Source organism: Bradyrhizobium commune, assembly GCF_015624505.1.
GTDB classification, from domain to species: domain Bacteria; phylum Pseudomonadota; class Alphaproteobacteria; order Rhizobiales; family Xanthobacteraceae; genus Bradyrhizobium; species Bradyrhizobium commune.
This window is the reverse complement of sequence record NZ_CP061379.1, coordinates 7,441,587-7,466,188: the sequence shown is the minus strand read 5'-3', so window position 1 is coordinate 7,466,188 and position 24,602 is coordinate 7,441,587. Positions and strand designations below refer to the sequence as shown.

The window sequence follows — 24,602 nt, the reverse complement described above, 5'->3', positions numbered from 1 at the left end:
CGCTACTTGTCCATCCAAACGTCTTCGTACCGGTAGCCATTATAGGAGCTGTTCGACATCACCGTCACGCCCTTCACGTAAGGCTGCCAGCAGGTGCCGGTGCGCGCGTGGAAGATGATCGGGCGGGCAACGTCCTCCTGCAACTTCTTGTCGATGTCCCATACCAGCTTCTTGCGTTTGGCGATGTCGGTCTCCTGCGACTGCACGTCGAACAGCTTTTCGATCTCCTTGTTGCAGTAGTTCGTGTAGTTGCGCTCGGAGCCGCAGGAATAGTTTTCGTAGAAGGACTGGTCGGGATCGTCGACCGCATTGCCCGTGAGGTTGAGTCCGAGCATGTAGTCCTTGCGCGCAACCTTCGGGAACCAGTTTGCGGTCTCGACCACGTCGAGCTCGCCGTCGATATAGATGCTCTTGAGCTGGTCGATCAGGATTACCGCGGGATCGCGATAGACCGGGATGTTGCGGGTCGAGACTTTCACGGCGAGGTGCTTGTCCGGTCCGTAACCGGCCTTCTGCATCAGCTTCTTGGCTTCCTCGCGGTTGGCGTTCACGTCGGGCCCGTAGCCCGGAATGCTCTCGAGCATCTCCTTCGGCATGCCCCACAGCCCGTTCGGTTGCGGCAGCATGGTGCCGCCCACGTCGCCCTGGCCCTCGAACATGATCGAGATGAACGCCTTGCGGTCGAGCGCCAATGCCATGGCGCGGCGGATGTCGATGTTGTCGAACGGCGCCGCGCTCGAATTGACGATGATGTTGGTCGAAACGTTATTCGGCTCGACCACGCAGACCGCGTTCGGCGCCTGCGATTTCACGTCCTTCAACAGCGGAATGCTGACTTCCGTCGGGAACGTCATGTCGAACTTGCCGGCAACGAAGGCGAGGATGGCGGTCGAGCGATTCGGGATGATGGTGAATTCGATGCCATCGAGATAGGGCCGGCCCTTGCGCCAATAGTCGGTATTGCGCGTCAGCTTGATCGATTCATTGGCCTTGAACTCGACGAATTTGAACGGGCCGGTGCCGATCGGATGCGTGCGCATGTCGCCGGGCGAGACATGGCAGGGATAGACCGGCGTGTAGCCCGAGGCGAGCAGCGCCAGCAGCGACGGCTGCGGTCGCTTCAAATTGAAGGACACCTCGAAATCGCCATTGGTCGAGACGTCGTTGACCTGCTCGTACCAGGACTTGCGCGGGTTCTGCCGGAATTTTTGCTGCGACTTGCCCATCAGCATGTCGAATGTGCATTTGACGTCGGCCGAGGTAAACGGCTTGCCGTCATGCCATTTGACGCCCTGGCGCAGCTTGAAGGTCAGCGTCTTGTTGTCGTTGACCCAGGCCCAGCTCTCGGCGAGCTCGGGGACGATGTTCTCCATCTTGTTCTGGGCCTGGTCCTGCTTGTAGATGACGAGGTTGTTGAAGACAGGCATGAAGGGAACGTTGATCGAGTAGGTCGCGCCTTCGTGGATCGAGGCGTTGCCGGGGCTGTCGCGGTGATACATCCGCAGGATCCCGCCCTGCTTGCCCTCGTCGGCAAACGCGATGGTCGAAAACGCCAGCAAAGATAGCGCCGCCATCGCGGCGAGCGCCCATACGCTCCGCATCCTCGGTCCCTCCCTGGACATCGGCCGTTTGCGGCCTGTTTGTCAGGACGATAGCCGAGGCGGGGGAAGGGAGGCAACCGGCAAGGGCGGCGGCGCTCTCGACAATTCGGATGACGGAAGAGCCGCAGGGGTGTGTCTCTCACAATGTGAGAGTGCGGGGCTCGCTTCGTTCCCCAACGTCGTCCCGGCGAAGGCCGGGACCCATACCGCGTGATCTGTCGACTGTCGCGGGTAGGAGTGCCGAACGACTTTCTCCGTCAAACTACTCCCTGTGGTAATGGATCCCGGCCTTCGCCGGGACGACATGAGAGTTTGCGGTTACGCCGTCACACAATCCGCGAGGTCTTGTTGCCCCAATACCGGTCCCGCAACAGCCGTTTGTAGAGCTTCCCCGTCGGCAGTCGCGGCAATTCCTTCTCGAAATCGACCGAACGCGGCACCTTTTGCCGCGACAGCGATGCGCCGCAGAAGGCGATCAGCTCTTCGGCGAGCGCTTCGCCCGGCATCACGCCCGGCATCGGCTGGACCACCGCCTTCACCTCTTCGCCGAGATCCGCATTGGGCACGCCGAACACGGCGGCATCTGCGACCTTGGGATGGGTGATCAGCAAATTTTCGCATTCCTGCGGATAGATGTTCACCCCGCCCGAGATGATCATGAAGGTGGCGCGGTCGGTGAGATAGAGGAAGCGGTCGTCGTCGACATAGCCGACATCGCCGACCGTGCTCATGCTGCCGTCGGCCGAGCGCGCCTCCTTGGTCTTTTCCGGGTCGTTGAAATATTCGAACGGCGATCCCGTCTTGAACCAGACCTGGCCGGGCGTGCCGGTGGGGCACGGCTTCATATCTTCATCGAGAATATGGAGGTCGCCGAACAGCACCTTGCCGACGGTGCCGCGGTGGCTAAGCCATTCCTCGCTGTTGCAGGCGGTGAAGCCGAGGCCTTCGGTGGCACCGTAATACTCATGGATGATCGGCCCCCACCATTTGATGATGTCGTCCTTCACCAGCGCCGGGCAGGGCGCTGCGGCATGGATCGCGATCTCGAGCGAGGATAGATCATAGCGGCTGCGCAATTCTTCCGGCAGCTTGAGCATGCGCGAAAACATCGTCGGCACGAGCTGGCTGTGGGTGATGCCCCATTGCTCGACCAGCTGGAGGTAACGCTCCGGATCGAAGGTCTCCATGATGACCACGGTGCCGCCGATGCGGATCGTCAGATTCACCGCGGCCTGCGGCGCCGAGTGATACAGCGGGGCCGGCGACAGATAGACCATGCCCTCGCGGTAATGCCAGAGCTTGGTCAGGAAATCGAACAGCGGCAGATTGTGTTTCGGTGGCTCCTCCGGCAGCGGTCTCAAAATGCCCTTCGGCCGTCCCGTCGTGCCGGACGAATAGAGCATCGAGGTGCCGAGCCGTTCGTCTGCGATCGGCGTCTTCGGCAGACCGGCGGTGATCTCCTTGAGCCCGACGATGCGGTCGCTCTCGCCCGGTCCGTCGGCGACGATGCAGAGCTTGACGTCGGGACAGGCCCGGATCGCCTCGCGCGCGATGTCGAGTTTTGCAACGGACGTGATCAAAATCTTCGACTGGCTGTTGACGAGGAGATAGGCGAGCTCGCCCGGCGTCAGGAAGGAGTTGATGCAGGTGTAGTACAGCCCGGACCGCTCGCCCGCGGCGCAGGCTTCGAGATAGCGGGAATTGTTCTCCATGAAGATCGAGTAGTGATCGCGCCGCTTCAAGCCGTGCTTGCGCAACAGATGTGCGAGCCGGTTGCTGCGCGCCTCCAACTCGCGATAGGTGACGGCTTCGCCCGTCGCCGCCATGATGAAGGCGGGTTGCAGCGGGCGCAGGCGAGCGTGCAGACCTGGGTACATCAGTCCTCCGGTTTGAAAATCATGCGGCGAGAAGCAGGATTTCGCGCAACTGCGCCGGGCTTTCGATCTTGCGCGGGTTGCGCGGGATCCAGTTCGTGCGCATCGCCTGTTCGGCAATGGCATCGAAATGCTCCGGCGAGACGCGGACGTCAGCGAGGCTGCGGGGCATGCCGAGTGAACGGATGAAGGCATCGAGCACGTCGGCGGCGTTCTGGCCGGGAAAGCCCATCGCGGCTGCGACGATCATCTGCCGCTCGGCATTGTCGCTCGCATTCCAGCGCATCACCGCCGGCAGCATGACGCAGGAGGTGTAGCCATGTGGCACGTTGAAGGCGGCACCCAGCACGTAGCCGATGCCGTGGCTCGCGCCCATCGGCACGCCGGCGGCGAGCGCGCCCATCGACAGCCACGTGCCGATCTGCGCGTCCATCCGTGCGTCGAGATCGGCGGGGTCCGCCTTCACGCGCGGCAGCGCGTCGGCAAGCATGGCGAGGCCCTTCACCGACTGCGCATCGGCATAAGGATGCGTCTCGCGCGAGCAGATCGCCTCGACGCAATGGTCGACGGCGCGGATGCCGGTGGAGAGGAACAGCCATTCCGGCGTATGCACGGTGATGGCGGGGTCGAGGATGGTCGCGCGCGGCACCGCCAGCGGATGCCGCAGCATCTCCTTCACATGGGTGCGGCGGTTGGTCACGCCGGCGATCGACGAGAACTCGCCGCCGGCGATCGTGGTCGGCACGCTGATCTGCCGCACCGTCGGCGGCGTCATCTCCGGCGCGACGCCCTTGTGGACGCGGATACGCTCGATGCCGTCGATATCGTCGATCCCGTTGGCAAGGCAGAGCTGCACCGCCTTGGCGCCATCGGTGATCGAGCCGCCGCCGACGGTGACGATGAGGTCCGCGCCGGCTTCGCGTGCCGCGTTGGTTGCCGCGATTACCGCCTCGCGCGGCGTATGCGCAGGCATCGCATCGAACAGCCCGGCGCAGCGCGCGCCCAGCGCCGCTTTGATCTCTGCGATTTCGTCGGTCTCCCGGCTCAGCGTGCCGGAGACCATCAGGAAGGCGCGGCGAGTTCCCAGCCGGTCCATTTGCGCAACGATGGCCTCGGCTGCCGGGTGGCCGAACACAACCTCCTCGATCGCACCATAAACGACACGTCCCTGATGCACGCCTGTCCTCCCGGACAATTCGTCTTGTTTTGTAAGGGGTAATCTAGCCGAGCCCGCCGCGCCCGTCATGTGCGAAGACGCTGGGCAACCTTTACCCTCCCCTGGAGAGGCCTGGAGGGGCAGGGTGGCACTGTGGTGCCGAACTTACTCGGCGCTACTCCATTCACGAGCCCCGCGAATAAAGTCCATTCGCATTCCGCCCGCTAGCCGCCGCGCGCGAAGCCGGCTATCTCCGTGTCAACCCATCATCCGGCTAGGGTGTCTTGCCGAGCATTGCGCGCGGGTTCGTCTTGAAGATTTCATCATGGCGACCCATCTTGTGTCGCCCGCGGGTACGCGCGTACCCTGCTGTTTCTGCGGCTTTGATGCGAGGACCTGGGATGAGCGGACCGGACGGAAGCGAGCGGTTTGTCAAAAAGCACGATTTCGTTCAGCTGCGGCATAGTGCCATCGGCGGCCTTCTTGCCGCTTCATTCGCACTCGCCGGTTGCGGACAGCCGAATTCGCAGGCGGCCGCGCCGCCACCGCCGCCGGTGACCGTTGCCCAGCCGGTCAAGCGCACAGTGACCGATTGGGACGAGTACACCGGCCGCTTCGAGGCAGTCGAGGAGGTGCAGGTGCGCCCCCGCGTTGGCGGCTTCGTCAACTCCGTCGAGTTCCAGGACGGCGCGATCGTGCACCAGGGTGATCTGCTTTACGTGATCGACCCACGCCCGTTCGAGGCGGTGGCCGAGCAGGCCGACGGCCAGCTCTCCGACGCCCGCGCCAAGGTGGAGTTGGCCAAGCGCGAGCTCGATCGCGGTCTGAATCTGGTCCAGACCAGCGCGGTCTCCGAGCAGGTCGTCGACCAGCGCCGTCAGGCTTTGCAGGCCGCGCACGCCGCCGAGACCCAGGCCGAGGGCGCGCTGAAGGCTGCCCGGCTCAATATCGAGTTCACCCATGTCGCCGCGCCGCTCACCGGACGCGTCAGCCGGCATCTCGTCAGTCCCGGCAATCTCGTGCAGGGCAGCGACACCGGCACGTCGACGCTGCTCACCTCGATCGTCTCGCTCGATCCGATCTACATCTATTTCGACATGGATGAGACCACGTTCATCAAGTACAGCAAGCTGTGGTTCGAGGGGAAGCGCCCGAGCTCGCGTGACACCGCGAACCCGGTGCAGGTGACGCTCGCCGGTGAGACCAAGCCGTCGCATGACGGCGCAATCAACTTCCTCGACAACCGGCTCGACGTTTCCACGGGCACGCTGCGTAGCCGCGCCGTGGTCAAGAACACCGATCTGTCGATCCTGCCCGGCCAGTTCGGCCGCGTCCGCCTGATCGGCAGTGCGCCGTACGAGGCGCTGCTGATACCCGATGTCGCTGTCGCAACCGACCAGTCGCGCAAGATCGTCTTCGTGGTGAAGCCGGACGACACCGTGGAAGCGCGCGCCGTGGTGCTCGGGCCGCTCGACGAGGGCCTGCGCGTGATCCGTGAAGGGCTGAAGGCGGAAGATCGTGTCATCGTCAACGGTCTCCAGCGTGCCCGCGTCGGCGCCAAGGTCGCCCCGTCTCCCGCGCAAGCGCCGGCCGGTGGCAAGGCTGGTGACAAGTCATGAATCTTGGCCGTCTCTCCATCAACCAGCCCATCCTGGCGATGGTGCTGTCGATCGTGCTGCTGATCGTCGGCGCGCTTGCCTACACGACGCTGCCGGTCTCCGAGTATCCGCAAGTGGTGCCGCCGACCGTCGTCGTCACCACGCAATATCCCGGCGCATCGGCGCAAACTGTGTCCGATACGGTCGCAGCTCCGATCGAGCAGCAGATCAACGGCGTCGAGGACATGCTGTATCTCTACAGCCAGGCGACCTCGAACGGCCAGCTCACCATCACCGTCACCTTCAAGCTCGGCACTGACCTCGACAAGGCGCAGGTGCTGGTGCAGAACCGCGTCGCGATCGCGCAGCCACAATTGCCGGACGAGGTGCAGCGCAACGGCGTCGTTACCCGCAAGAACTCGCCGGACATCCTGATGGTCGTGTTCATGCTGTCGCCCGACGACACCTTCGACCAGCTCTACATCTCCAACTATGCGCTGCTCCAGGTCCGCGACCAGCTGTTGCGCATCGACGGCGTCGGCGACATCCAGATTTTTGGCGCGCGCGACTATTCGATGCGGCTGTGGCTCGACCCTGACCGCATTGCGAATCTCGGCCTGACCTCGACCGAAGTGCTGGCCGCGATACGCGCCCAGAACGTGCAGATCGCCGGTGGCCAGATCGCCGAGCCGCCGATCGCTGATCGTGCCTTTCAGCCGAATCTCGTGTTCACCGGACGGTTGAAAGACCAGAGGCAGTTCGAGGATATTTTGATCAAGGCCGGCTCCGACGGCCGCACGGTGCGACTGCGCGACGTCGCCCGCATCGAGCTCGGCGCGCTGGCCTATTCGACCAACAGCTTCCTGTTGCGCAAGTCGGCGGTCGCCATGCTGGTGACGCAACGGCCGGGATCGAACGCGCTCGCTACCGCCAAAACCATCTCCGACACCATGGTGAAGCTGAAGGAGAGCTTTCCGAAGGGGCTCGACTACAATATCGGCTACAACCCGACCGAATTCATCGCGCAGTCGGTCCACGAGCTGATCAAGACCATCTACGAGGCCATGCTGCTCGTGGTCGTCGTCGTGCTGGTGTTCCTGCAAGGCTGGCGGCCGGCGATCATTCCGATCATCGCGATTCCGGTGTCGCTGGTCGGCACCTTCGCGGTGATGGCGGCGCTCGGCTTCTCCATCAACAATCTCACGCTGTTCGGCCTGGTGCTCGCCGTCGGCATCGTGGTCGACGATGCCATCGTCGTGGTCGAGAATGTCGAGCGCCATCTCGAGCACGGCCTCAGTCGCCGCGACGCCGCGCTCAAGACCATGGAGGAGGTCGGCGGCGCGCTGGTCTCGATTGCGCTGGTGCTCTGCGCGGTGTTCGTGCCGACGGCGTTCCTGGGCGGCATATCCGGGCAATTCTTCCAGCAATTCGCCGTGACCATTGCGGTGGCCACCGCGATCTCCTGCTTCTGCTCGCTGACGCTGTCGCCGGCTTTGGCCTCGCAGATCCTCACGCCGCATGAGGAGAAGCGGCCGCCGGCCGCCTGGAATTTGCTCGCGCGGGGGTGGAATGCCTTCACGGGCGCCTTCAATCGTGTCTTCGATCGGCTCTCGCATGGCTATGCTGGTCTCGCCAATTTCGTGATCCGACACTCGGTGGTGATGATCCTGATCTATGTCGTGCTGATCGGCAGCGCCGGCTGGCTGATCGGGACGACGTCGCAGGGCTTCATCCCGGCGCAGGATCGCGGCTACGTCATCATCTCGGTGCAGTTGCCGGGTGCGGCATCGCTGGCGCGGACCACCGAGATTGTCCGAGAGATCGAGCGGATCTCGCTGGACACGCCAGGCATTATCCGCGTGGCCGCCTTCGCCGGCTTCTCCGGCGCCACCCGCACGCAGGCCGGCAACGCGGCCGCGCTCTTCCCCGTGTTCGAGGAGCCCGAGGTGAGGCTGAAGAAGGGCCTGACGGCGAATGCCATCACGGCCGAGCTGCGCAAGCGCCTCGCCGCGATCCAGGGCGCCTTCATTATTGTCATCCCGCCGCCGGCCGTGCCCGGCATCGGCACCGGCGGCGGCTTCACCATCCGCATCCAGGACCGCCAGGGCCGAGGGCCCGAGCTGCTGGCATCCGCGACCGACGAGCTCGTCGCCGCCGCGCGCAAATCGCCCTCGCTTCTCGGCCCGACGGTGTTCTCGCCGTTCTCGGCCAGTACGCCGCAGCTGTTCGTCGACATCGACCGCACCAAGGCGCAGAAGCTTGGCGTGCCTATCTCGAACATCAACGACACGATCCAGACCTATTTCGGATCGACCTATGTCAACGACTTCAACCTGTTCGGCCGTACCTATCACGTCACGGCGCAGGCTGATTTTCCGTTCCGGAAAGAGCCCGCCGACCTCGCGCGGCTGCGTACGCGCAACGCTTCCGGCGACATGGTGATGCTCGGCAGCGTGGTCGACTTCAAGGATGTCTCGGGGCCTGACCGCGTCGCGCGCTACAATCTCTATGCGGCGTCCGAGCTCCAGGGCGAGCCGGCGCCGGGGACGAGCTCGACCACCGCGCTCAACGCCATCAAGAAGCTTGCCGACGACACCTTGCCGAGCGGTTTCACGTTCGAGTGGACCGACCTGTCCTATCAGCAGGTCACCGGCGGCAATGCCGGCCTCTACGTGTTCCCGATCTGCGTGCTGTTCGTCTATCTCGTGCTCGCCGCGCAATATGGCAGCTGGACCCTGCCATTCGCGGTGATCCTGATCGTGCCGATGTGCCTGCTCGCCGCCACCATCGGCGTGCGCCTCATGGGCCAGGACGTCAACATCCTCACCCAGATTGGTTTTGTCGTGCTGGTGGGATTGGCGGCGAAAAACGCGATCCTGATCGTCGAATTCGCACGCGACATCGAGAAGGAAGGCAAGCCGCGGCTGGAGGCGGTGATCGACGCCTGCCGGCTGCGGCTGCGGCCGATCCTGATGACGTCCTTCGCCTTCATCCTCGGCGTGCTGCCGCTGGTGATCTCGTCCGGCTCGGGCTCGGAGATGCGGCAGGCGGTCGGCGTCGCCGTGTTCTTCGGCATGATCGGCGTCACCCTGTTCGGCCTCTTGTTCACGCCGATCTTCTACGTGGCGGTGCGGAACCTCGCGGAAGGGCGGAACGACAAGGGCGTGGTCCCGTCACCTTGACGACACCTTTTGTGCGGCCGCGCCCATACTAACGACCTACGCCGAAATGGATGGGCAGCGCCGGGGTTCTTCACTAGTATCCGCGCGATTTCAAAACAGAACACTGCTGGGAGCAACGAATGAAATCAGCACTTTTGGCCGCTGTCGCAACGTCAGCCCTGTTGCTGGCCGCGCCGGCCTCCGCGCAAGGCGTCAAGATCGGCGTCCTCAACGACCAGTCCGGCGTCTACGCCGACTACGGCGGCAAATATTCGGTCGAAGCGGCCAAGATGGCGATTGAGGATTTTGGCGGCGAGGTGCTTGGCCAGAAGATCGAGATGGTCACTGCCGATCATCAGAACAAGCCTGATTTGGCCACCTCCATCGCACGGCGCTGGTATGACGCCGATAGTGTCGACATGATCACGGAGCTGACGACGTCGTCGGTGGCGCTGGCCGTGCAGGACCTGTCGAAGGAAAAGAAGAAGATCGACATCGTGGTCGGCGCGGCCACGTCGAGCATCACCGGTGCGGCGTGCTCGCCCTACGGCTTCCATTGGGCGTTCGACACCCATGCGCTCGCGGTCGGCACCGGTGGCGCGCTGACCAAGGCTGGCGGCGACACCTGGTTCTTCCTCACTGCCGACTATGCCTTCGGCTACGCGCTGGAAAAGGACACCAGCGAGATCGTCACCGCCAATGGCGGTAAGGTGCTGGGCTCGGTCCGCGTGCCGCTCAACTCGTCGGACTTCTCCTCCTTCCTGCTCCAGGCGCAGAGCTCGAAAGCGAAGATCGTCGGCCTTGCCAATGCCGGCCAGGACACCACCAATTCGATCAAGCAGGCGGCTGAGTTCGGTATCGTTCAGGGCGGCCAGAAGCTCGCCGGCCTGCTGATGACGCTTGCCGAAGTTCACGGCCTCGGCTTGCAGGCCGCGCAAGGCCTGGTGCTGACCGAAGGCTTCTATTGGGATCACGACGACACCACGCGCGCGTTCTCCGAGCGCTTCTTCAAGCGCACCGGGAGGATGCCGAGCATGATCCACGCCGGCACCTATTCGGCGACGCTGAGCTATCTGAAGGCGGTGAAGGCCGCTGGCACCAAGGACTCCGATGCGGTGGCCAAGAAGCTGAAGGAGCTGCCGGTCGACGACGCCTTCGCCAAGGGCAAGGTGCTCGCGAACGGCCGCATGGTCCACGACATGTATCTGTTCGAAGTCAAGAAGCCCTCGGAATCGAAGAAGCCGTGGGACTATTACAAGGAGCTCGCCACCGTCCCCGGCGACAAGGCGTTCTTCACCGCGAAGGAGAGCGGCTGCCCGCTGACGAAGTAGTTAGATCAACATTGACGCTACAGCTTACAGTGTCGTCCCGGCCTTTGCCGGGACGACACTGAGTTCGTCGAAGAGCTGCGGCTCAATACCCAGTCAACTCGAGATAGCCGACGCCATCATGCGTGCCGGCAAAGCTGATCGGTCCTTCCCAATAGGAGAAGCCGGTCCCCATCCACGCCCTGGGATTGAGCGGTTTGCAGGCGATCGAGAACGATCGCGACGGGATCGCGATCTGCCACTCCACCGGCAGCTTGCGTCCGGCGACCTCGACCGTCGCCTTCGGTGACATCTGAATATCGCTGCCCGCAATCATCCGCGTGCTCCCGTCGGCCCTGATCCAGTTGCCGAACGGATAGTCGCGGCCGTCCTTCTGTCGCAGCCGATACAGCATCAGCTTGTCGCCGGAGGAAAGATGCAGCGACAGCCAGTCCCAGCCGGTCTGGTCGGCGTCGAGCGGCTGGCTGCTCCATTCGCGATCCATCCAGGCCTGGCCTGAAACGTCGACCGGCTTGTCGTCGATGGCGATGCTGCCGCGCGCGCGAAAAAACGGCTGGCTGTAATAATACGACGCCTGGCCGCGCTCGGACTTGCGGCTGAAGCCGCCATCGCCCTGCAACACGACCGGATGATCGGCCTCCAGCGCGAGCGCGTAGCTAAAATCGGTGCCGGACGCCTTCAGCGTCACCGGCGCCAGGCTTCGATCGTCAGTGCGATCAGTCCCCTTCATCTCCCAATCGTCGATCCAGGCCGCAAACGGCGTTGCCGCGACCCCGGCCTGTCCGATGCCGCCGCGCGAAAACAGCTCGCTGAAACGGTGGGTGTCGGCGCGGGTCACCGCAGCGTGCGCCATCCAGATCTGCTGATTGGCCCAGCCTTCGCCTTGCGGCCCCGGTTGCGCCGCCTGCCGGAACAGCGTCCATTGCAGCCCGCAAGGAGCGCCGTTGCTGTCGACGAGATTTGCCGTCAGATACCACCACTCGATGCGAAACTCCGGATGCGGTCCGTGATCGGCGGGAAAGGAGAACACTTTTCCCGGCACGACCTGCGCAAAGCCGTCCGCCTTCTCGCCGAGCCCGGCATAGCCTTGCGCGCCCGCGCCGCGCGCGAGAGCGAGCGCGGCGAGACCGCCGGCAAAAGCGCGTCGCGAAATGCCATCAGCGCTCATTGGCAAACACCTTGACGAGGTGTGCGGCCTGCATCCGCGCCAGCCGTAAGACCGGAAGCAATGCGGCCAGCAGCGAAGCGAACAGTGCGACCGTGACGAGCTCGATCAGTTGCAGCGGAAACACATGGAACGGCAGCCGCCAGCCGAACGCCTTCACGTTGACGATTGCGATCAGGCACCACGCCACGATCAGTCCGAGCGGCACGGCCAGCAGCGACGTGAACAGCGCGACCGACAGCGTCTTGGTCAATTCGATCGCCGCAAGGCGCGACCTTGAGATGCCGATCGCCCAGAGCGGCGCGAGTTGCGGCAGGCGGGAATTCGCCAGCGTCAAGAGGCTCGTCAGCAACGCGATGCCGGCGACGCCGAGCGTGAAGGCGTTCAGCGCCGAAGTCACCGCAAAGGTGCGATTGAAGATGCGGATCGATTCCGCTTTCACGGTCGCCTGGTCGGCGACGCTGCGATCGTCGAGCGCAAACTGCTTTCGCAAGCCCGCGATCAGGCCCGGGATCTTGTCCCGCGCGACGATGAGCCCGATCCGGGTCTGCGGCGTTTGCGGAAACTGCCGGATCAGCGCCGCGACATTCACCGCCAACTGCCCCTTGGGATTGCCGTAATCGGCATAGATGCCGACAATGTCGAGCTCCCAGGTCCCGCCCGGCGCCGGCACCTCGATGACGTCGCCGACGCGAACGTTCAGCCGCCGGCTCAATTGCTCGCTCATGAAGGCGGCATTGCCCGGCACGAGTTGGGTCCAGGCCCGCGGCGCGGTCTCCAGGAGCGGCCAGCGTTCGCGATAAAGCGGATGATCGGGCAGGCCGAACAGCTCGACCGGCTGGCCCTCCACTTGCGTCTCCGCGCGTCCGCCCGACAGGATCGCCTCGACCTCGCTGCGCTGCTTCAGCCAGCTCCGGATCGCTGTCGCTTGCGCATTGTCGGCGGCGCTGATGTAGACGTCGACGGCAAGCCGACCGTCGAGCCAGCCGACAAAAGTGCGGCTGAAGGTTTCCACCATGGTGGAAACCCCGACATTGACGGCGAGCGCGAGCAGCAGCGCCATCAGCGCCAGCGACAGCCCGGAGAGTTGCTGCCGGCTGTCCGCCCAGAACCACAGCGAAAGCGGCCCGCGCGCAAAGCGCTGGCCGGCGAGCAGAAGGATTTCGAGGAAGGCCGGCAGGATCAGCGCCGCGCCCAGCATCAGCGCTGCCAAAAGGCCAAAGCCCGCGATCAGCGTTTGCCCGTAGTGGAGCAGCAGCCACGCCACCGCGAACACGGTGCAGGCCGCAAGACTTTGCAGGATCAGCCAGCGTTGTTGCCGCTGCTGCCAGGCGTGCGGCTGCGCGGTCGCCAGCACCGGCATCCTGACAGCCTTGATCAGGCTGGTCGCCGCCGCCACCATCGCGCCGGCTACGCTGATGCCGATGCCGGCGAGCCACCATTCCGGCCTCAGCGAAAGCTGTCCCGGGATCGGCGCGCCGTAGAGCCCGCGCAGCGACGCTGCGACATCGGGCAACAGCGCACCGGCGATGAAGTAGCCGCAGACGAGCCCGATCAATCCGGCGACCAGCGCCAGTGCCACCAGCTCGACCACCAGCACACTGTTGACCAGCCGCGCCGAGGCGCCGCAGGCCCGCAAGGTGCGCAGCATCGGCAGCCGCTGCTCGAAGGCGAGGCCGACGGCTGAGTTCACGATGAACAGGCCGACGAAGAACGAGAGCAGGCCAAAGGCCGTAAGATTGAGATGAAAGCTGTCGGTCAGTCGCTCCAGCTCGGTCTCCGCAGTCGGCTCGACCCACTGCAACGTGTCGCCGACAACACTTGCGAGTGACGCGGGCTTGCCCTTCGCCTTGCCGATCAGGAGCCGTGACAGCTGGTCCGGCTTGTTGAGAAGCCGCTGCGCTACGCCGATGTCGACGACCAGCACGTCAGGCACGAGCTGCTGCAGTACATGCAGCGGCGGCAGCTTTGCGCCGCTGCTGATTGCGGGTGCCGCACCCTCCGGTTCCTGCAAGTCCGTCAGCGTCTCCTGCGCCACCAACGTCTGGCCGGGAGCGGCAACGAAGCTGCTCAAATCCGCAGCGCCAAGACGTGGCGCGTTGCCGACATCGGTCGGCAAGGTCACCGGCTCGATGCCGAGCAGACGCATCGAGCGCCCGTTGATCTGGACCCGGCCCTCCAGCACCGGCGACACCGGCCAGCCCGCGCGGCGGAGCTTGACGAACAACTCTTGTGGAAACGTCGCCGCATTGGGCGCGACCAGCATCGCCGTGCGGACGCCGCCGAAGGTTGCCGCGGCGCGGTCATAGGCATTGCGGGCCTGCTGGTTGATGGCCTGAACACCGCTCCACAATGCGGTCGCCGCGATCAGCCCGATCAGCAGCGTTGCGAACTGCAATTTGTGCCGGCGCCAATGGCTGAGCAGCACCGCGAGGACCCACAGCGCGCGTCTCATGCGACCCGCCCCGCATGGAGGATGACGTGGCGGTCCAGCGTGCGCGCCAGATGCAGGCTGTGCGTCACCATCAGGAAGCCGCAGCCGGTGCGCGCGACGAGGTCGCGCGTCAGCGCCAGCACGTCGTCGGCTGTGGCCTCGTCCAGATTGCCGGTCGGCTCGTCCGCAAGCAGCAGCGAAGGCTTGGTCGCCAGCGCCCGGCCGATCGCAACCCGCTGCTGCTGGCCACCGGACAGCTGCTCGGGATAGCGCTTCATGAGGCCACCGAGCCCGAGCCGCTCGACCAGCTCCTTGGTCCAGGCGGCATCATGCCGGTTGGCGATCCGCGCCTGGAAGGCGAGATTGTCGGCCACCGACAGGCTGGGGATCAGGTTGAACTGCTGGAACACCAGGCCGACCCGGTCCCGCCGCAGTGCGGCGCGGCCTGCGTCCGACAGCTTGGTGACCTCGGTGTCCTCCAGCCGGATCGTGCCGTCGTCGGCAGCGTCGAGCCCCGCGATCAGGTGCAGCAGCGTGCTCTTGCCGCTGCCGGATTCACCGGTCAGCGCGACGCGCTCGCCGGCCTTGAGGTCGAGATCGACGCCGCGCAGCACATGCACGGGCTCACCGGCCGAGGCGAAGGTCTTTGAGAGATTTCGGATGCTCAGCACGATGAATGGCGCCGGACGGAATTAACGGAATTGCTGCGTAGCACAGTTGATGCGGAAATGCCGGGGTTGCGTTGCCGTTCAAGCCGTTGTTAGCTCCGGCAACGGCCAAATCATAAAAGTGCCAAAAAACACGTACGGGGAGAACGATGAGCGCTCAGGGAACGCCGTCCGCGGCGGCTAAGACGGCAGGGGTGTCCAAAGAAACGCCGAAGGGCGCCTGGACGGTCACTTTTCTTCTGTTTCTCTTCATGGTGGTGAACTTCGCCGACAAAATCGTCGTCGGTCTCGCCGGCGTGCCGATCATGACCGATATGAAGCTCGAGGCCGAGCAATTCGGCCTGCTCGGCTCCTCGTTCTTCTTCCTGTTCTCGATCTCGGCGATCGTGGTCGGCTTCATCGTCAACAAGGTGCCGACGCGCTGGGTGCTGCTGACGCTGGCGGTGATCTGGGCGCTGGCGCAGTTTCCGATGGTCGGCAGCGTCTCGTTCACCACGCTCTTGATCTGCCGCATCGTGCTGGGCGCGGGCGAAGGTCCGGCCTTTTCGGTCGCGGCGCATGCGATCTACAAATGGTTCCCCGACGAGAAGCGCACGCTGCCAACCGCGATCCTGTCGCAAGGCTCGGCCTTCGGCGTGATCCTGGCGGTGCCGGCGCTGAACTGGGTCATCGTCAATCACTCCTGGCACTACGCTTTCGGCGCGCTCGGCGTTGTCGGCCTGATCTGGGTCTGTGCCTGGCTCGCGCTCGGCAAGGAAGGCCCGCTCGAGGATACCCAGGTCCTCGCTGTCACCGAGCCGAAAATTCCTTACATTCAGCTCCTCACGTCACGCACCTTCGTCGGCTGCGTGATCGCCACCTTCGGCGCCTATTGGGCGCTGTCGCTGGGCCTGACCTGGTTCACGCCGTTCATCGTCAAGGGGCTCGGCTTCTCGCAGAGCCAGGCTGGTTTCATCTCGATCCTGCCCTGGGTGTTCGGCGCCACCATCGTCATCCTCACCGGCTGGATCTCGCAGGTGATGATGGCGCGCGGCTACACCACCCGCATCGCCCGCGGCGTGCTCGGCTCGGTGCCGCTGATCATCGGCGGCCTGATCCTGGCGTGCTTGCCGCACGTCCAGGGCACGGGTCTCCAGATCGCGCTGCTCGTGGTCGGCTCCGGCCTGTGCGGCGCGATCTACGTCGTCTGCCCGCCGATGCTCGGCGAATTCACGCCGGCCTCGCAGCGCGGCGCCGTCATCGCGATCTATGGCGCGCTTTACACGCTCTCTGGCACCATCGCGCCGAACGTGATGGGGACCGTGATCCAGCGCGCCGGCTCGATGCTCGACGGCTACATGACCGGCTTCACCATCAACGCCGTGATCATGGTCGGCTCCGGCCTGCTCGGCCTGCTGCTGCTCTGGCCCAACACGGAGAAGGCCAGGCTGACCCGCGTCGCTGCCCCGCAGGCGCGCGAGCTGAAGGGCGCGGTGTCGCCGACGTAAGGTGGGCAATCACTACCAACCAAACCAACAATCGTCGTCCCGGCGAAGGCCGGGACCCATACCCCCAGGAAGTGGTTTGGCGAAGACTCGGAGTGGGAGCGCTGCGCTCCAACTCCATTTCGTGGGTTATGGGTCCCGGCCTTCGCCGGGACGACGGTAGAATTTATGGCGGCTTGGCTTGCGTCTTCCGCTCAGTGAACGGCGATAGCACCACCGTTGCCACCATGAAGATCACGGAGGTGCCGAACACCCAGTGCGGCGCACTCTGGTCCATGATCCAGCCGAACAGCAGCGGGCTGACGATGCCGCCGAGATTGAAGCCGGTGGAGACGATGCCGAAGGCGCGCCCGGCGGCACCCGGAGGTGCCGCATTGCGCACCAGCATGTCGCGCGACGGCGCGATCACGCCGGAGAGGAAGCCCGCGGTCGCCATCGTCATGGTCAAGACCCAGCCCGGCAGCGTGACCAGCGCGATCAGCAATACGATCGCTGCATTTGCGGCAAAGCAGGCCGCGGCCACGTAGCCGTGGCGCTCGGTGTGGTCGGCGAGGAAGCCGCCCGCAAGCACGCCGGCGGCGCTGGACGCGAGGAAGGCGGTCAACGCGACATTGGCAATCGAATAGGACGCGCCGTAGCCGCTCATCAGCGCGACCACGCCGAAATTGTTGATGCCGGCGACCGACAGGCTGAGCAGCATGAACAGCGCGGTCAGCGTGATCAGCGCCGGCGTGATCACAGCCTGCTTCGGCGCATTCGTCGCACCCGGCTTCGTCTTGTGCGCGCCGGCATCGGGAATGCTCATCGCCACCAGCAGCAGCGCCACCAATATGCCGACCGCGCCCGCCGCGATCAGCGCACCGACGCCGCCGGACACGGTGACGAGCGCGGCCACGATCGCCGGTGCAACCGCGCCGCCGAGATAGCCGGCAAAGGTGTGGACCGAGAAGGCGCGACCCATCCGCGCCTCGTCCATGTGCTCGGCGAGGATCGCGTAGTCGGCCGGATGATAGACGCTGTTGGCAAGCCCGAGCAGCACGGCGCAGGCGATCAGCGAGGCGTAGCTCAGATGCAGCCCAAGCATGATCAGCGCGAGCCCGCCGAGCGTCAACCCGCCCAGCAAAATCCTGCGCGCGCCAAAATGGTCGACGAGATAGCCGGTTGGCGCCTGCGTCAGCCCGGAGACGACAGCCGACACGGTCAGCGCGAATCCAAGCTCGACATAGCCGACGCCGAGCTGGCTCTTCAGGAACGGGAACAGCATCGGCAGCACCAGCAGATGGAAATGGCTGACCCAATGCGCGATCGAGATCCCGGTCAGCGTGCGCAGCGCGCTGTCCGCCTTGCCTTGTTGCGGTGCGGCGAGAACGTCGACCATCAGTTCCGTTTCACTCCCTGAAGCGAGCGCAAACTATCGGGGAGGCCGGTTATTTGTCCATGAACGCGGGCGCATGGCAGGTAGTGCGGGTGGCTGTTTCCGGCAGTCGTCCCGGCGAAGGCCGGGACCCATACCCGCGTGACCTCTCGATTGTGATCGATCGGAGTACCGAACAACGATCCGTCGCCAAACTGCGCCTTGTGGTTATGGGTCCGGGCCTTCGCCGGGACGACAGCGGAGTATGCAGCGCTAGCGCGCCGTCAAAGCGCGCGTCGGCCCGACCCCTCACAACGGCTCGTCATCATTGCCATACCGATCCTGCTTCGGTGTGGCGATGTCGCCGTCCTCGTCGTCGTCGTCGCGCAGGCGCCTGGGCTTCTGCGCCTTGTCGTCCACCTTTTTCGGCGGTTCGCTGGGCTTGCCGGTCTTGTTCTCGGACTTGTTGTCGGGCTTGGCCATCGCTGGTCCCGGATGGTGATGCGTCGTCCGCTTCTAGACCGAAAATATGTGCGGCGCCTGACTTATCTCAAGGGCAGCTAACGATGGCGTCAGGCGTGCACGATCGGGCCGCCCGCCTTCCTCCAGGCATCGATGCCGCCGGCGATATGGGCGGCGTTGGCGAGGCCGGCGTCCTTGGCCGCGGCCACCGCCATCGCCGAGCGCTCGCCGAAGGCGCAGAAGAACACGATGCGGCGGCCGGTGGCGGCCGCGACCTCGCGCAGCATGCCGCCGGGTTTCAGGCTCTTCTCGACGGACGGATAGGGCGTGTGCAGCGCACCTTCGAGCATGCCGTGCTTCACCCGCTCGTTGCTCTCGCGCAAATCGACCAAGAGGATATCGGGTCGGCCGAGCGAGCGGATCGCCTCGACCGCGCTGAGCGCACGGCCCTCTTTCTCCAGCTCTTCCTGATGCAGGCCGACCCGCATATTGGCGGGCACCGCCACGTCCATCATCTTCGGATTGGGCAGCTTCAGATTGGACATCAGCTCGATATACTCGTCGACCGAGCGCACCTGGAGCCGTGGATTGTAGCGCTTCTCCTCGCCGATGGTGGAGACGGTGTCGCCCTTGTAGTCATGCGCCGGGAATACCATCGTCTCGTCCGGCAGCTTGAGCAGGCGATTGAAGATCGACTCGTATTGTGCGCGCGACGAGCCGTTCTGGAAATCGGTGCGGCCGGTGCCGCGGATCAGCAGCGTATCGCCGGTGAAGACGCGGTCGCCCATCAGGTAGGAATAGGAATCGTCGGTGTGGCCGGGCGTGTACATGACGTCGAGCGACAGGCCTTCGATCGTCACCTTGTCGCCATCGGCAACCCGCATCGCCACCACGTCGGCCTTGGTCTGGTCGCCCATCACGGTCATGCAATGGGTGCGGTCGCGCAGTTCGCCGAGGCCGGTGACGTGGTCGGCATGCAGATGGGTGTCGACCGCCTTGACCAGCTTGAGGTCGAGCTCGCGCAGCAATTGGCAGTAGCGGTCGACCTTCTCCAGCACGGGATCGAGGATCAGCGCCTCGCCGCCGGGGCGGCTGGCCAGGACGTAGCTGTAGGTGCCCGAAACGCTGTCGAAGAGCTGGCGGAAGATCATGGCAAGACCCGGCGTGGAACTGATTCCAAATTCTACTACCTCGGGGGTTAGAAAGAGAAGCAATTCACTGTCCGTAGAATAGAATTTAGAAATTTTTTATCGCGGCTCGGTCGTCACAAACTCGGTGTCGTCCCGGCGAAGGCCGGGACCCATACCCCCAGGGAGGGGTTTGGCGAAGATCAGTCGTTTGGTATCCCTGCGGCGCCCAATCGCTGGATCACGCGGTATGGGTCCCGGCCTTCGCCGGGACGACGGCGGAGGGAGTGGCTAAGATTACGGCCGTACCAGCGTGTACCCGTTCTCCGTCAGGAACAGGATCTGCCCGACCCCCATCTGCACGGGCGTGGCGGACGGAATGAACTCCGGCCGCTTCCCCGTCTCGCGTTCGACCGTATCGACCGTGTTCAGGCAGATGTCGAAGCGCACGCCCTGCGCGATCAGGCTCTCGACCTGCTTGCGGCGCTCGCTGCCCGCAAGCAACAGGTCGATGCCGGGACCGAATGCCACCACCTCGATCGCGACCTTGTCCGGATCGTAGGCCTTGAGGAGATTGTTGGCGACGCTGAGCACCAACGCTTGCTTCTTCGCATCGCCGTCGGAGAGTTGCAGCACGATTTTGTGCTCGGCGAACGGCTTGTCCTGGAGCGGCACCTGCTGCGCCCAAGCCTTCTGATCTAACGCCGGCGTGATCAACGCGCAGGCGAGCGTCGCCAGCATCGTCACGCGAAACATCCGCAAGCGCGTCATCCCTGTCCTGAAATTCCCGGATTGTTGTCGACGCCCTTCAACGTCACGCCGGCGCCGAGCCGCTCCGGCATCATCCGGCCCGAGCGCAGATATTTGCCGACGACATCCCACACCGGCGCGCCCTGCTGGCCGTTGACGGAGGCCCAGCCCGCGACCTTGTAGCGGTGGCTCGCACTGATCGCCTTGCCATTGGCGAGCTTCAGCTCGGAGATGCGGCTGCCGATCGCGCCGGTCGGCGTGCAGGTGTAGCTGAGACCGCCGGCCCGCACCATGTCACCGCCCTGCTGGTAATAGGGATCGGGGTTGAAGAGATTGTCGCAGATGTCCTCGAGCACGTCCTTGATCTCTGCGCCGGTGATCTCCTGCACATAGGTCTCGGGATAGGTGATCGCGGTTTCCGCGAGCACGTCCTCCATGGTCAGCGGCTGGCCGGACAGCGCGGTGAGGCCCCAGCGAAAGCCCGGCGAGAGCGCGATCTCGGCGTCGAGCTCGGTGCGCAGTGCCGTGCAGATCAGCTCGTCGACGGGGCCGGAGAAATTACCGCGGCGATAGAGCAGGCGGTCGGGCGTTGCGATCTTCTCTGACCAGTCCGTCACATGCGGCGCACGCAGCCGGCCGATCAGCTCGGCCATCGCCGGATCGGGCTTCAGCAATTCGGAATAGACCGGCAGCAGATGATATTTGACGTCGCTGACCTTGCCCTTGTCGAGCGCGAGGTCGAGCACGGCCAGAAATTTTCCGTTGGAGCCGGCATTGGTGACGAGCGTGGTGCCGCTCGCGTTCTTCACCGCAATCGGCTGCGGCACCGCGTCATGGGTATGGCCGCCGAGGATGACGTCGATGCCGGTGACGCGGCTTGCGAGCTTGAGGTCGACATCCATCCCGTTGTGCGAGAGCAGGATGACCGCCTCGACCTTGTCGGTGCCGCGCAGAGCGTCGACATGTTTCTGCAATTCCTCCTCGCGGATGCCGAAAGTCCAGTCGGGCGTGAACCGCTTCGGATGCGCGATCGGCACATAGGGAAAAGCCTGGCCGATGATCGCGACTCGATAACCGCCGAGCTCCCTGATCGTCGACGGCTTGAAGACGCGCCCCGTCGCCTTGTCGAAGGCGGGGGCGTCGTTGAACGCGGCCTCCTCGGTCAGGAAGACGTTCTGCGCCAGGAATTCACCCTTGAAGCGCTCGAGATTGTCGCGCAGCACCTGCTCGCCATAGGTGAATTCCCAATGCCCGGTCATCGCCTCGATGCCGAGCAGATTGGCGACCTCGACCATGTCGCGGCCCTGCATGAGGGTGGCAAGGCCCGTGCCCTGCCAGAGATCGCCGCCGTCGACCAGCAGCGAATGCTTGTCGCCGACATCACCGCGAAGCCGGTCGATCAGCGTCTTCAAATGCGCGAAGCCGCCGAGCTTGCCGAAGCGGCCTGCGGACTTCTCGAACTCGAAGCAGGTGAAGGCATAGGCATCGGCACTGTCAGGCCGGATGCCGAACCGCTCCAGGAAGGCGCGGCCCACAAGATGCGGCGGCCGACCCTCCATCTCGCCGATGCCGATATTGACGCTCGGCTCGCGGAAATAGACCGGATTGAGCTGCGCGTGCGTGTCGGTGAGATGCAGAATCCGCGCATTGCCGAACCGCTCGATGTCGTAAACGCTCGCGGTCTCGGCCGCGCGTGCGAGCCGCGGCAGGCCGAGCGACGCGGCGGCGGCAGCTGTGCTCTTCAGGAAATCGCGGCGGCGGATCGCCATCTCAAATTTCTCCGCGCCTCTCAACGGCAGCTCGACGGTTCCACTGCTTGTATTCTAGCGGATTTCCATCGCCTTCCAGGCTTCTTTTTCAGACGTCGCTTGGACAATCGACGCCTTTGCCAGCGCCTCGGCCTCTTTTGCCGCGGCCACGGCTTGGTCGAAATTGCCGCCATCGGCGGCGTTCTTGGCGGCCGCCAAGGTCGTGACGGTCGTGGTCCATTGATTGCGCATGCCGGCTGCCTCCCTGGAAGCAGCCTCCGCAGCAGCATAGGCGGCCTTGTAGTCTGCTTCCGTCGCCGCGCGCGCCGCCGGCGCGAGGCTCAAGGCCAGCAGCATGGCGAGGGGAAGTGACCGCTTCATGGCCGTGCTCATGGCCGTGCTCATGGTCGTGCTCATGGCCGCGCTCCCGGGCCGGAAATCGGCAGGCCGTTGGCGACGTAGGAGAGGAAATATTCGACGTCGCGGTATTCGTCCGCCTGCGGCTCCAGCGGAACCGCGCGGGTCTGGCTGTTGCAGGTGATGAAGCGGCGGCTGATCGTGCCCATGCCGCTCCATTCGGAGCGGTAGATCGGCATCGCGTTCAGAATGCCGAGCGCCGGCGCCAAAATCTCGGCGCGGATGCGCTCGCCCGGGCTCTGCACATGGCAGCTCGCGCAGGAGAAATTCATCTGGCCGCGGCGGGTGTAGAAATAGCGCTTGCCGTTCTCGAACGCTTCGAGCGCGCGCGGATCATCGGGAATCCTGATGTCAAAAGGCTTGCCGCGCGAGGTGAACGCCATGTACGCCGTCAGCGAGGCCATCTCGTCCTTGACGTAGGAATAGGGCGCCTCGCCATTGGCCTCGCGGCAGCGGTTGAGCGCGAGCTCCAGCGTGACGACCTTGCCTTCCTTGGTATCGAAATAAGGATAGTTCTGGCGAATGCCGATGCCGCCGTTCGGAAAGCAGTCGGCATAGGTCTTGCCGTTCCTGAACGGCGTCGCGAACATCTCCTTGCCGGCGTCGAGCGCGAATTCGTAAGGCGGAAACTCTTCCTTCTCCTGCCACTGCCGCTTCATGTCCTCGTTCATGGAATAAGGACCGTTGACGAAATCATCGTGCTTCACGTTCGGAAATTTCTGGAAGAAGAAATTCTGGAACGCCTTGGCGTCAGCCGCGGGATCGGTCTTGTCGGCGGCGCTCACGCGCGGCGACGCAAGCGCGAGCGCAACGAGCGCGGCACTTAACGAGCCAAGCAGGAGGTAGGTTCGGGCCGTCATCATGCGATCTTCGCGGTGGTCTCGTCGGACGCACCCTTGTTGTCGGTCCAGGAGATCTTGAGCTCGTCGCCCTTCTGGGCGCCCTTGAAGCTGAACTTGACGTAGGGGTCCTTGGAGACCGCGGTGCCCCAATTGGCGACGAACACGTCCTTGCCGTTCCAGGCGAACCTCAGTTCCTGAATGTAGTGTGCAGGGATCAACTCGCCTTTGGCGTCCTTGACCAGGCCGGTGTCCATGGGGTGCTGGATCAGCGTCTGCACCTCGGTGAGGTCGCCGTTGGATGTTGCGCGTACGCGAATGCTGGATGCCATGGTGATTCCCCTAGCCGCCGCAGCCGCCGACAGTGACCTTCACTTCCTTGGTCGCGCTGTAGAGCTTGCCGTCGGCTTCCACGATTGCGGTCACGTTGCTGGTCTTCGCCATCTTCAGGCGATTGGCGACAGCGGGGATCGTGCCGTCGGGAAACTTGTAGGACGCCGCCAGCGCGTTTGGGTTCTCGGCGACGAAGAACGAGATCGAGGTGACCTTGTCGAGCGTCGTCGCGACCGAGATCGGCACCACGCCGCCATTCTCGGCGATCTCGGGCGCATCGAGCTTGATCTTGTCGGACGGTTCGGCGGTCCGGCCATAGAGCGCCTTGATCGCATCCGCTTCGTTCTTTAGCTTGAACGCCTCGTCCGGATATTTGTCGTTGGCCGCGGCGCGCGCCGGCGCGAATGGCAGACTGCCGAGGCCGATCAGCGCGACGCAAGTCGCGCCCTGGAGGATCAGGCGGCGGGTCGGGTGAGGGCCGGTGTGCGTGGTCATCTCAAATCTCCTTGGCCCACCGTTACAGCGTTTGCAGGAAATCGACGATCGCGCTGATCTCCTGGTCGGTCAAAAGCCGGTTGCGGCCGAACGGCGGCATCATGGTCTGCGGATTGCGCTTGGTCTCGTCGAACAGGATCGCGACCAGCTCGTTGCGATCGGGGTATTTCGCCTTGAGATTCTTCAACTCCGGCCCGATCGTACCCGGCAGATCACCGCCCTTGATGACGTGGCAGGTCAGGCAATTGCCCTTGCCGCGATCGAAGGCGAGCTTTTGGCCCTCGGCCACGGCGGATTGCGCCTGCGCCGGGCTCGCGGCGAAGCCAATGAGGGCGGCCAGCGCCAGGAGCAGGGCGGGCTTGCGGCGAAAGGCGGTCAAGGCGTCGTTCCGGAGCGTTATATCGAAGGTCTCGTGCGCAGAAATATAGTGCTCCAAAGCACAAAGGACATGCCCTGACAATCAAGACTATGCAGGCTGCAAAATGGCGTTAATATCTTCTGCATTGCAACTGAAGAGCTAGTTCGTTCGTAGAGCTGGATTGGGGCCAGTCAATTTTTCCGGGGCGTTTGGCCTGGATCGCGTCTTCGTCTGCTTTTTCATTTTCCGG

20 protein-coding genes are annotated in these 24,602 nt (G+C 64.3%); 4 read left to right on the top strand and 16 right to left on the bottom strand.

Annotated features, from left to right (window positions below; all coding sequences use genetic code 11):
* Window positions 1-2 precede the first annotated feature (2 nt).
* The 3 genes from IC761_RS35040 to IC761_RS35030 form a co-directional block, all read right to left on the bottom strand.
* Complete coding sequence (locus IC761_RS35040; RefSeq protein ID WP_195801156.1) at window positions 3-1,601, bottom strand: ABC transporter substrate-binding protein; 1,599 nt, start codon at window positions 1,599-1,601, stop codon at window positions 3-5.
* Window positions 1,602-1,927: 326 nt separating this feature from the next.
* Window positions 1,928-3,478 (bottom strand): AMP-binding protein, encoded by a 1,551-nt coding sequence (locus IC761_RS35035; RefSeq protein WP_195801155.1) that lies wholly within the window; start codon window positions 3,476-3,478, stop codon window positions 1,928-1,930.
* 19 nt (window positions 3,479-3,497) lie between these two features.
* Window positions 3,498-4,652, bottom strand: a complete 1,155-nt coding sequence (locus IC761_RS35030; protein WP_195801154.1) for an iron-containing alcohol dehydrogenase — start codon at window positions 4,650-4,652, stop codon at window positions 3,498-3,500.
* 380 nt (window positions 4,653-5,032) lie between these two features.
* Here IC761_RS35030 and IC761_RS35025 point away from each other — a divergent pair, with 380 nt between their 5' ends.
* The 3 genes from IC761_RS35025 to IC761_RS35015 all read left to right on the top strand — a co-directional run bounded on the left by IC761_RS35025 (window position 5,033) and on the right by IC761_RS35015 (window position 10,721).
* The gene (locus tag IC761_RS35025) at window positions 5,033-6,250 is read left to right on the top strand and encodes an efflux RND transporter periplasmic adaptor subunit (RefSeq protein WP_195801153.1); all 1,218 of its coding nucleotides are present in this window, start codon (window positions 5,033-5,035) and stop codon (window positions 6,248-6,250) included.
* Window positions 6,247-9,411, top strand: a complete 3,165-nt coding sequence (locus tag IC761_RS35020; protein WP_195801152.1) for an efflux RND transporter permease subunit — start codon at window positions 6,247-6,249, stop codon at window positions 9,409-9,411. Before IC761_RS35025 ends, IC761_RS35020 begins: the two co-directional genes overlap by 4 nt.
* Window positions 9,412-9,530: 119 nt before the next feature.
* Entirely contained in the window at window positions 9,531-10,721 is a 1,191-nt protein-coding gene (locus IC761_RS35015) for an ABC transporter substrate-binding protein (RefSeq protein WP_195801151.1), read from the top strand.
* An 82-nt stretch (window positions 10,722-10,803) separates the two neighbouring features.
* On the opposite strand, the gene IC761_RS35010 is transcribed toward IC761_RS35015, so the two are convergent.
* The 3 genes from IC761_RS35010 to IC761_RS35000 are packed head-to-tail and all read right to left on the bottom strand — an operon-like array spanning window position 10,804 to window position 14,988.
* A complete protein-coding gene (locus IC761_RS35010; protein WP_195801150.1) occupies window positions 10,804-11,886 on the bottom strand; it encodes a lipocalin-like domain-containing protein in 1,083 nt (360 codons plus the stop codon).
* Window positions 11,876-14,338: an ABC transporter permease gene (locus IC761_RS35005; protein ID WP_195801149.1), complete on the bottom strand. Its 2,463-nt coding sequence runs from the start codon at window positions 14,336-14,338 to the stop codon at window positions 11,876-11,878. Before IC761_RS35005 ends, IC761_RS35010 begins: the two co-directional genes overlap by 11 nt.
* Window positions 14,335-14,988: an ABC transporter ATP-binding protein gene (locus IC761_RS35000; protein WP_195801148.1), complete on the bottom strand. Its 654-nt coding sequence runs from the start codon at window positions 14,986-14,988 to the stop codon at window positions 14,335-14,337. The genes IC761_RS35005 and IC761_RS35000 overlap by 4 nt, the downstream gene beginning before the upstream one ends.
* A gap of 146 nt (window positions 14,989-15,134) precedes the next feature.
* On the opposite strand from IC761_RS35000, the gene IC761_RS34995 reads away from it, so the two are divergent.
* A complete protein-coding gene (locus tag IC761_RS34995) occupies window positions 15,135-16,472 on the top strand; it encodes an MFS transporter (protein ID WP_195801147.1) in 1,338 nt (445 codons plus the stop codon).
* 163 nt (window positions 16,473-16,635) lie between these two features.
* Here the strand turns inward: IC761_RS34995 and IC761_RS34990 are convergent, their stop codons facing one another.
* The 10 genes from IC761_RS34990 to soxX all read right to left on the bottom strand — a co-directional run bounded on the left by IC761_RS34990 (window position 16,636) and on the right by soxX (window position 24,373).
* Entirely contained in the window at window positions 16,636-17,847 is a 1,212-nt protein-coding gene (locus tag IC761_RS34990; RefSeq protein WP_195801146.1) for an MFS transporter, read from the bottom strand.
* A 285-nt stretch (window positions 17,848-18,132) separates the two neighbouring features.
* On the bottom strand, window positions 18,133-18,306 hold the full coding sequence (locus IC761_RS34985) for a hypothetical protein (RefSeq protein WP_195801145.1): 174 nt from the start codon (window positions 18,304-18,306) through the stop codon (window positions 18,133-18,135).
* A gap of 89 nt (window positions 18,307-18,395) precedes the next feature.
* The gene (locus IC761_RS34980; protein ID WP_195801144.1) at window positions 18,396-19,436 is read right to left on the bottom strand and encodes an MBL fold metallo-hydrolase; all 1,041 of its coding nucleotides are present in this window, start codon (window positions 19,434-19,436) and stop codon (window positions 18,396-18,398) included.
* Window positions 19,437-19,709: 273 nt separating this feature from the next.
* Window positions 19,710-20,153: a DsrE family protein gene (locus IC761_RS34975; RefSeq protein ID WP_246791602.1), complete on the bottom strand. Its 444-nt coding sequence runs from the start codon at window positions 20,151-20,153 to the stop codon at window positions 19,710-19,712.
* 26 nt (window positions 20,154-20,179) lie between these two features.
* Window positions 20,180-21,931, bottom strand: a complete 1,752-nt coding sequence (soxB, locus tag IC761_RS34970) for a thiosulfohydrolase SoxB (RefSeq protein WP_195801143.1) — start codon at window positions 21,929-21,931, stop codon at window positions 20,180-20,182.
* Between the two features lie 54 nt (window positions 21,932-21,985).
* Entirely contained in the window at window positions 21,986-22,291 is a 306-nt protein-coding gene (locus IC761_RS34965) for a hypothetical protein (protein ID WP_195804879.1), read from the bottom strand.
* 32 nt (window positions 22,292-22,323) lie between these two features.
* Complete coding sequence (gene soxA, locus IC761_RS34960; RefSeq protein WP_195804878.1) at window positions 22,324-23,187, bottom strand: sulfur oxidation c-type cytochrome SoxA; 864 nt, start codon at window positions 23,185-23,187, stop codon at window positions 22,324-22,326.
* On the bottom strand, window positions 23,187-23,498 hold the full coding sequence (gene soxZ / locus IC761_RS34955; protein WP_195801142.1) for a thiosulfate oxidation carrier complex protein SoxZ: 312 nt from the start codon (window positions 23,496-23,498) through the stop codon (window positions 23,187-23,189). The genes soxA and soxZ overlap by 1 nt, the downstream gene beginning before the upstream one ends.
* A 10-nt stretch (window positions 23,499-23,508) precedes the next feature.
* A complete protein-coding gene (gene soxY, locus IC761_RS34950; RefSeq protein ID WP_195801141.1) occupies window positions 23,509-23,994 on the bottom strand; it encodes a thiosulfate oxidation carrier protein SoxY in 486 nt (161 codons plus the stop codon).
* A gap of 22 nt (window positions 23,995-24,016) precedes the next feature.
* Complete coding sequence (gene soxX, locus IC761_RS34945) at window positions 24,017-24,373, bottom strand: sulfur oxidation c-type cytochrome SoxX (RefSeq protein WP_195801140.1); 357 nt, start codon at window positions 24,371-24,373, stop codon at window positions 24,017-24,019.
* Window positions 24,374-24,602 lie beyond the last annotated feature (229 nt).

Bases quoted from the DNA above. Each gene is read 5' to 3' on its own strand.
- IC761_RS35015 (WP_195801151.1), top strand. From the start codon at position 9,531: ATGAAATCAGCACTTTTGGCCGCTGTCGCAACGTCAGCCCTGTTGCTG.
- IC761_RS34985 (WP_195801145.1), bottom strand. From the start codon at position 18,306: ATGGCCAAGCCCGACAACAAGTCCGAGAACAAGACCGGCAAGCCCAGC.
- IC761_RS34995 (WP_195801147.1), top strand. From the start codon at position 15,135: ATGAGCGCTCAGGGAACGCCGTCCGCGGCGGCTAAGACGGCAGGGGTG.
- IC761_RS35040 (WP_195801156.1), bottom strand. From the start codon at position 1,601: ATGCGGAGCGTATGGGCGCTCGCCGCGATGGCGGCGCTATCTTTGCTG.
- IC761_RS35010 (WP_195801150.1), bottom strand. From the start codon at position 11,886: ATGAGCGCTGATGGCATTTCGCGACGCGCTTTTGCCGGCGGTCTCGCC.
- soxB (WP_195801143.1), bottom strand. From the start codon at position 21,931: ATGGCGATCCGCCGCCGCGATTTCCTGAAGAGCACAGCTGCCGCCGCC.
- soxY (WP_195801141.1), bottom strand. From the start codon at position 23,994: ATGACCACGCACACCGGCCCTCACCCGACCCGCCGCCTGATCCTCCAG.
- soxZ (WP_195801142.1), bottom strand. From the start codon at position 23,498: ATGGCATCCAGCATTCGCGTACGCGCAACATCCAACGGCGACCTCACC.
- IC761_RS34990 (WP_195801146.1), bottom strand. From the start codon at position 17,847: ATGGTCGACGTTCTCGCCGCACCGCAACAAGGCAAGGCGGACAGCGCG.
- IC761_RS35005 (WP_195801149.1), bottom strand. From the start codon at position 14,338: ATGAGACGCGCGCTGTGGGTCCTCGCGGTGCTGCTCAGCCATTGGCGC.
- IC761_RS34980 (WP_195801144.1), bottom strand. From the start codon at position 19,436: ATGATCTTCCGCCAGCTCTTCGACAGCGTTTCGGGCACCTACAGCTAC.
- IC761_RS35025 (WP_195801153.1), top strand. From the start codon at position 5,033: ATGAGCGGACCGGACGGAAGCGAGCGGTTTGTCAAAAAGCACGATTTC.
- IC761_RS34975 (WP_246791602.1), bottom strand. From the start codon at position 20,153: ATGCTGGCGACGCTCGCCTGCGCGTTGATCACGCCGGCGTTAGATCAG.
- IC761_RS35020 (WP_195801152.1), top strand. From the start codon at position 6,247: ATGAATCTTGGCCGTCTCTCCATCAACCAGCCCATCCTGGCGATGGTG.
- IC761_RS35035 (WP_195801155.1), bottom strand. From the start codon at position 3,478: ATGTACCCAGGTCTGCACGCTCGCCTGCGCCCGCTGCAACCCGCCTTC.
- IC761_RS34965 (WP_195804879.1), bottom strand. From the start codon at position 22,291: ATGAAGCGGTCACTTCCCCTCGCCATGCTGCTGGCCTTGAGCCTCGCG.
- soxA (WP_195804878.1), bottom strand. From the start codon at position 23,187: ATGACGGCCCGAACCTACCTCCTGCTTGGCTCGTTAAGTGCCGCGCTC.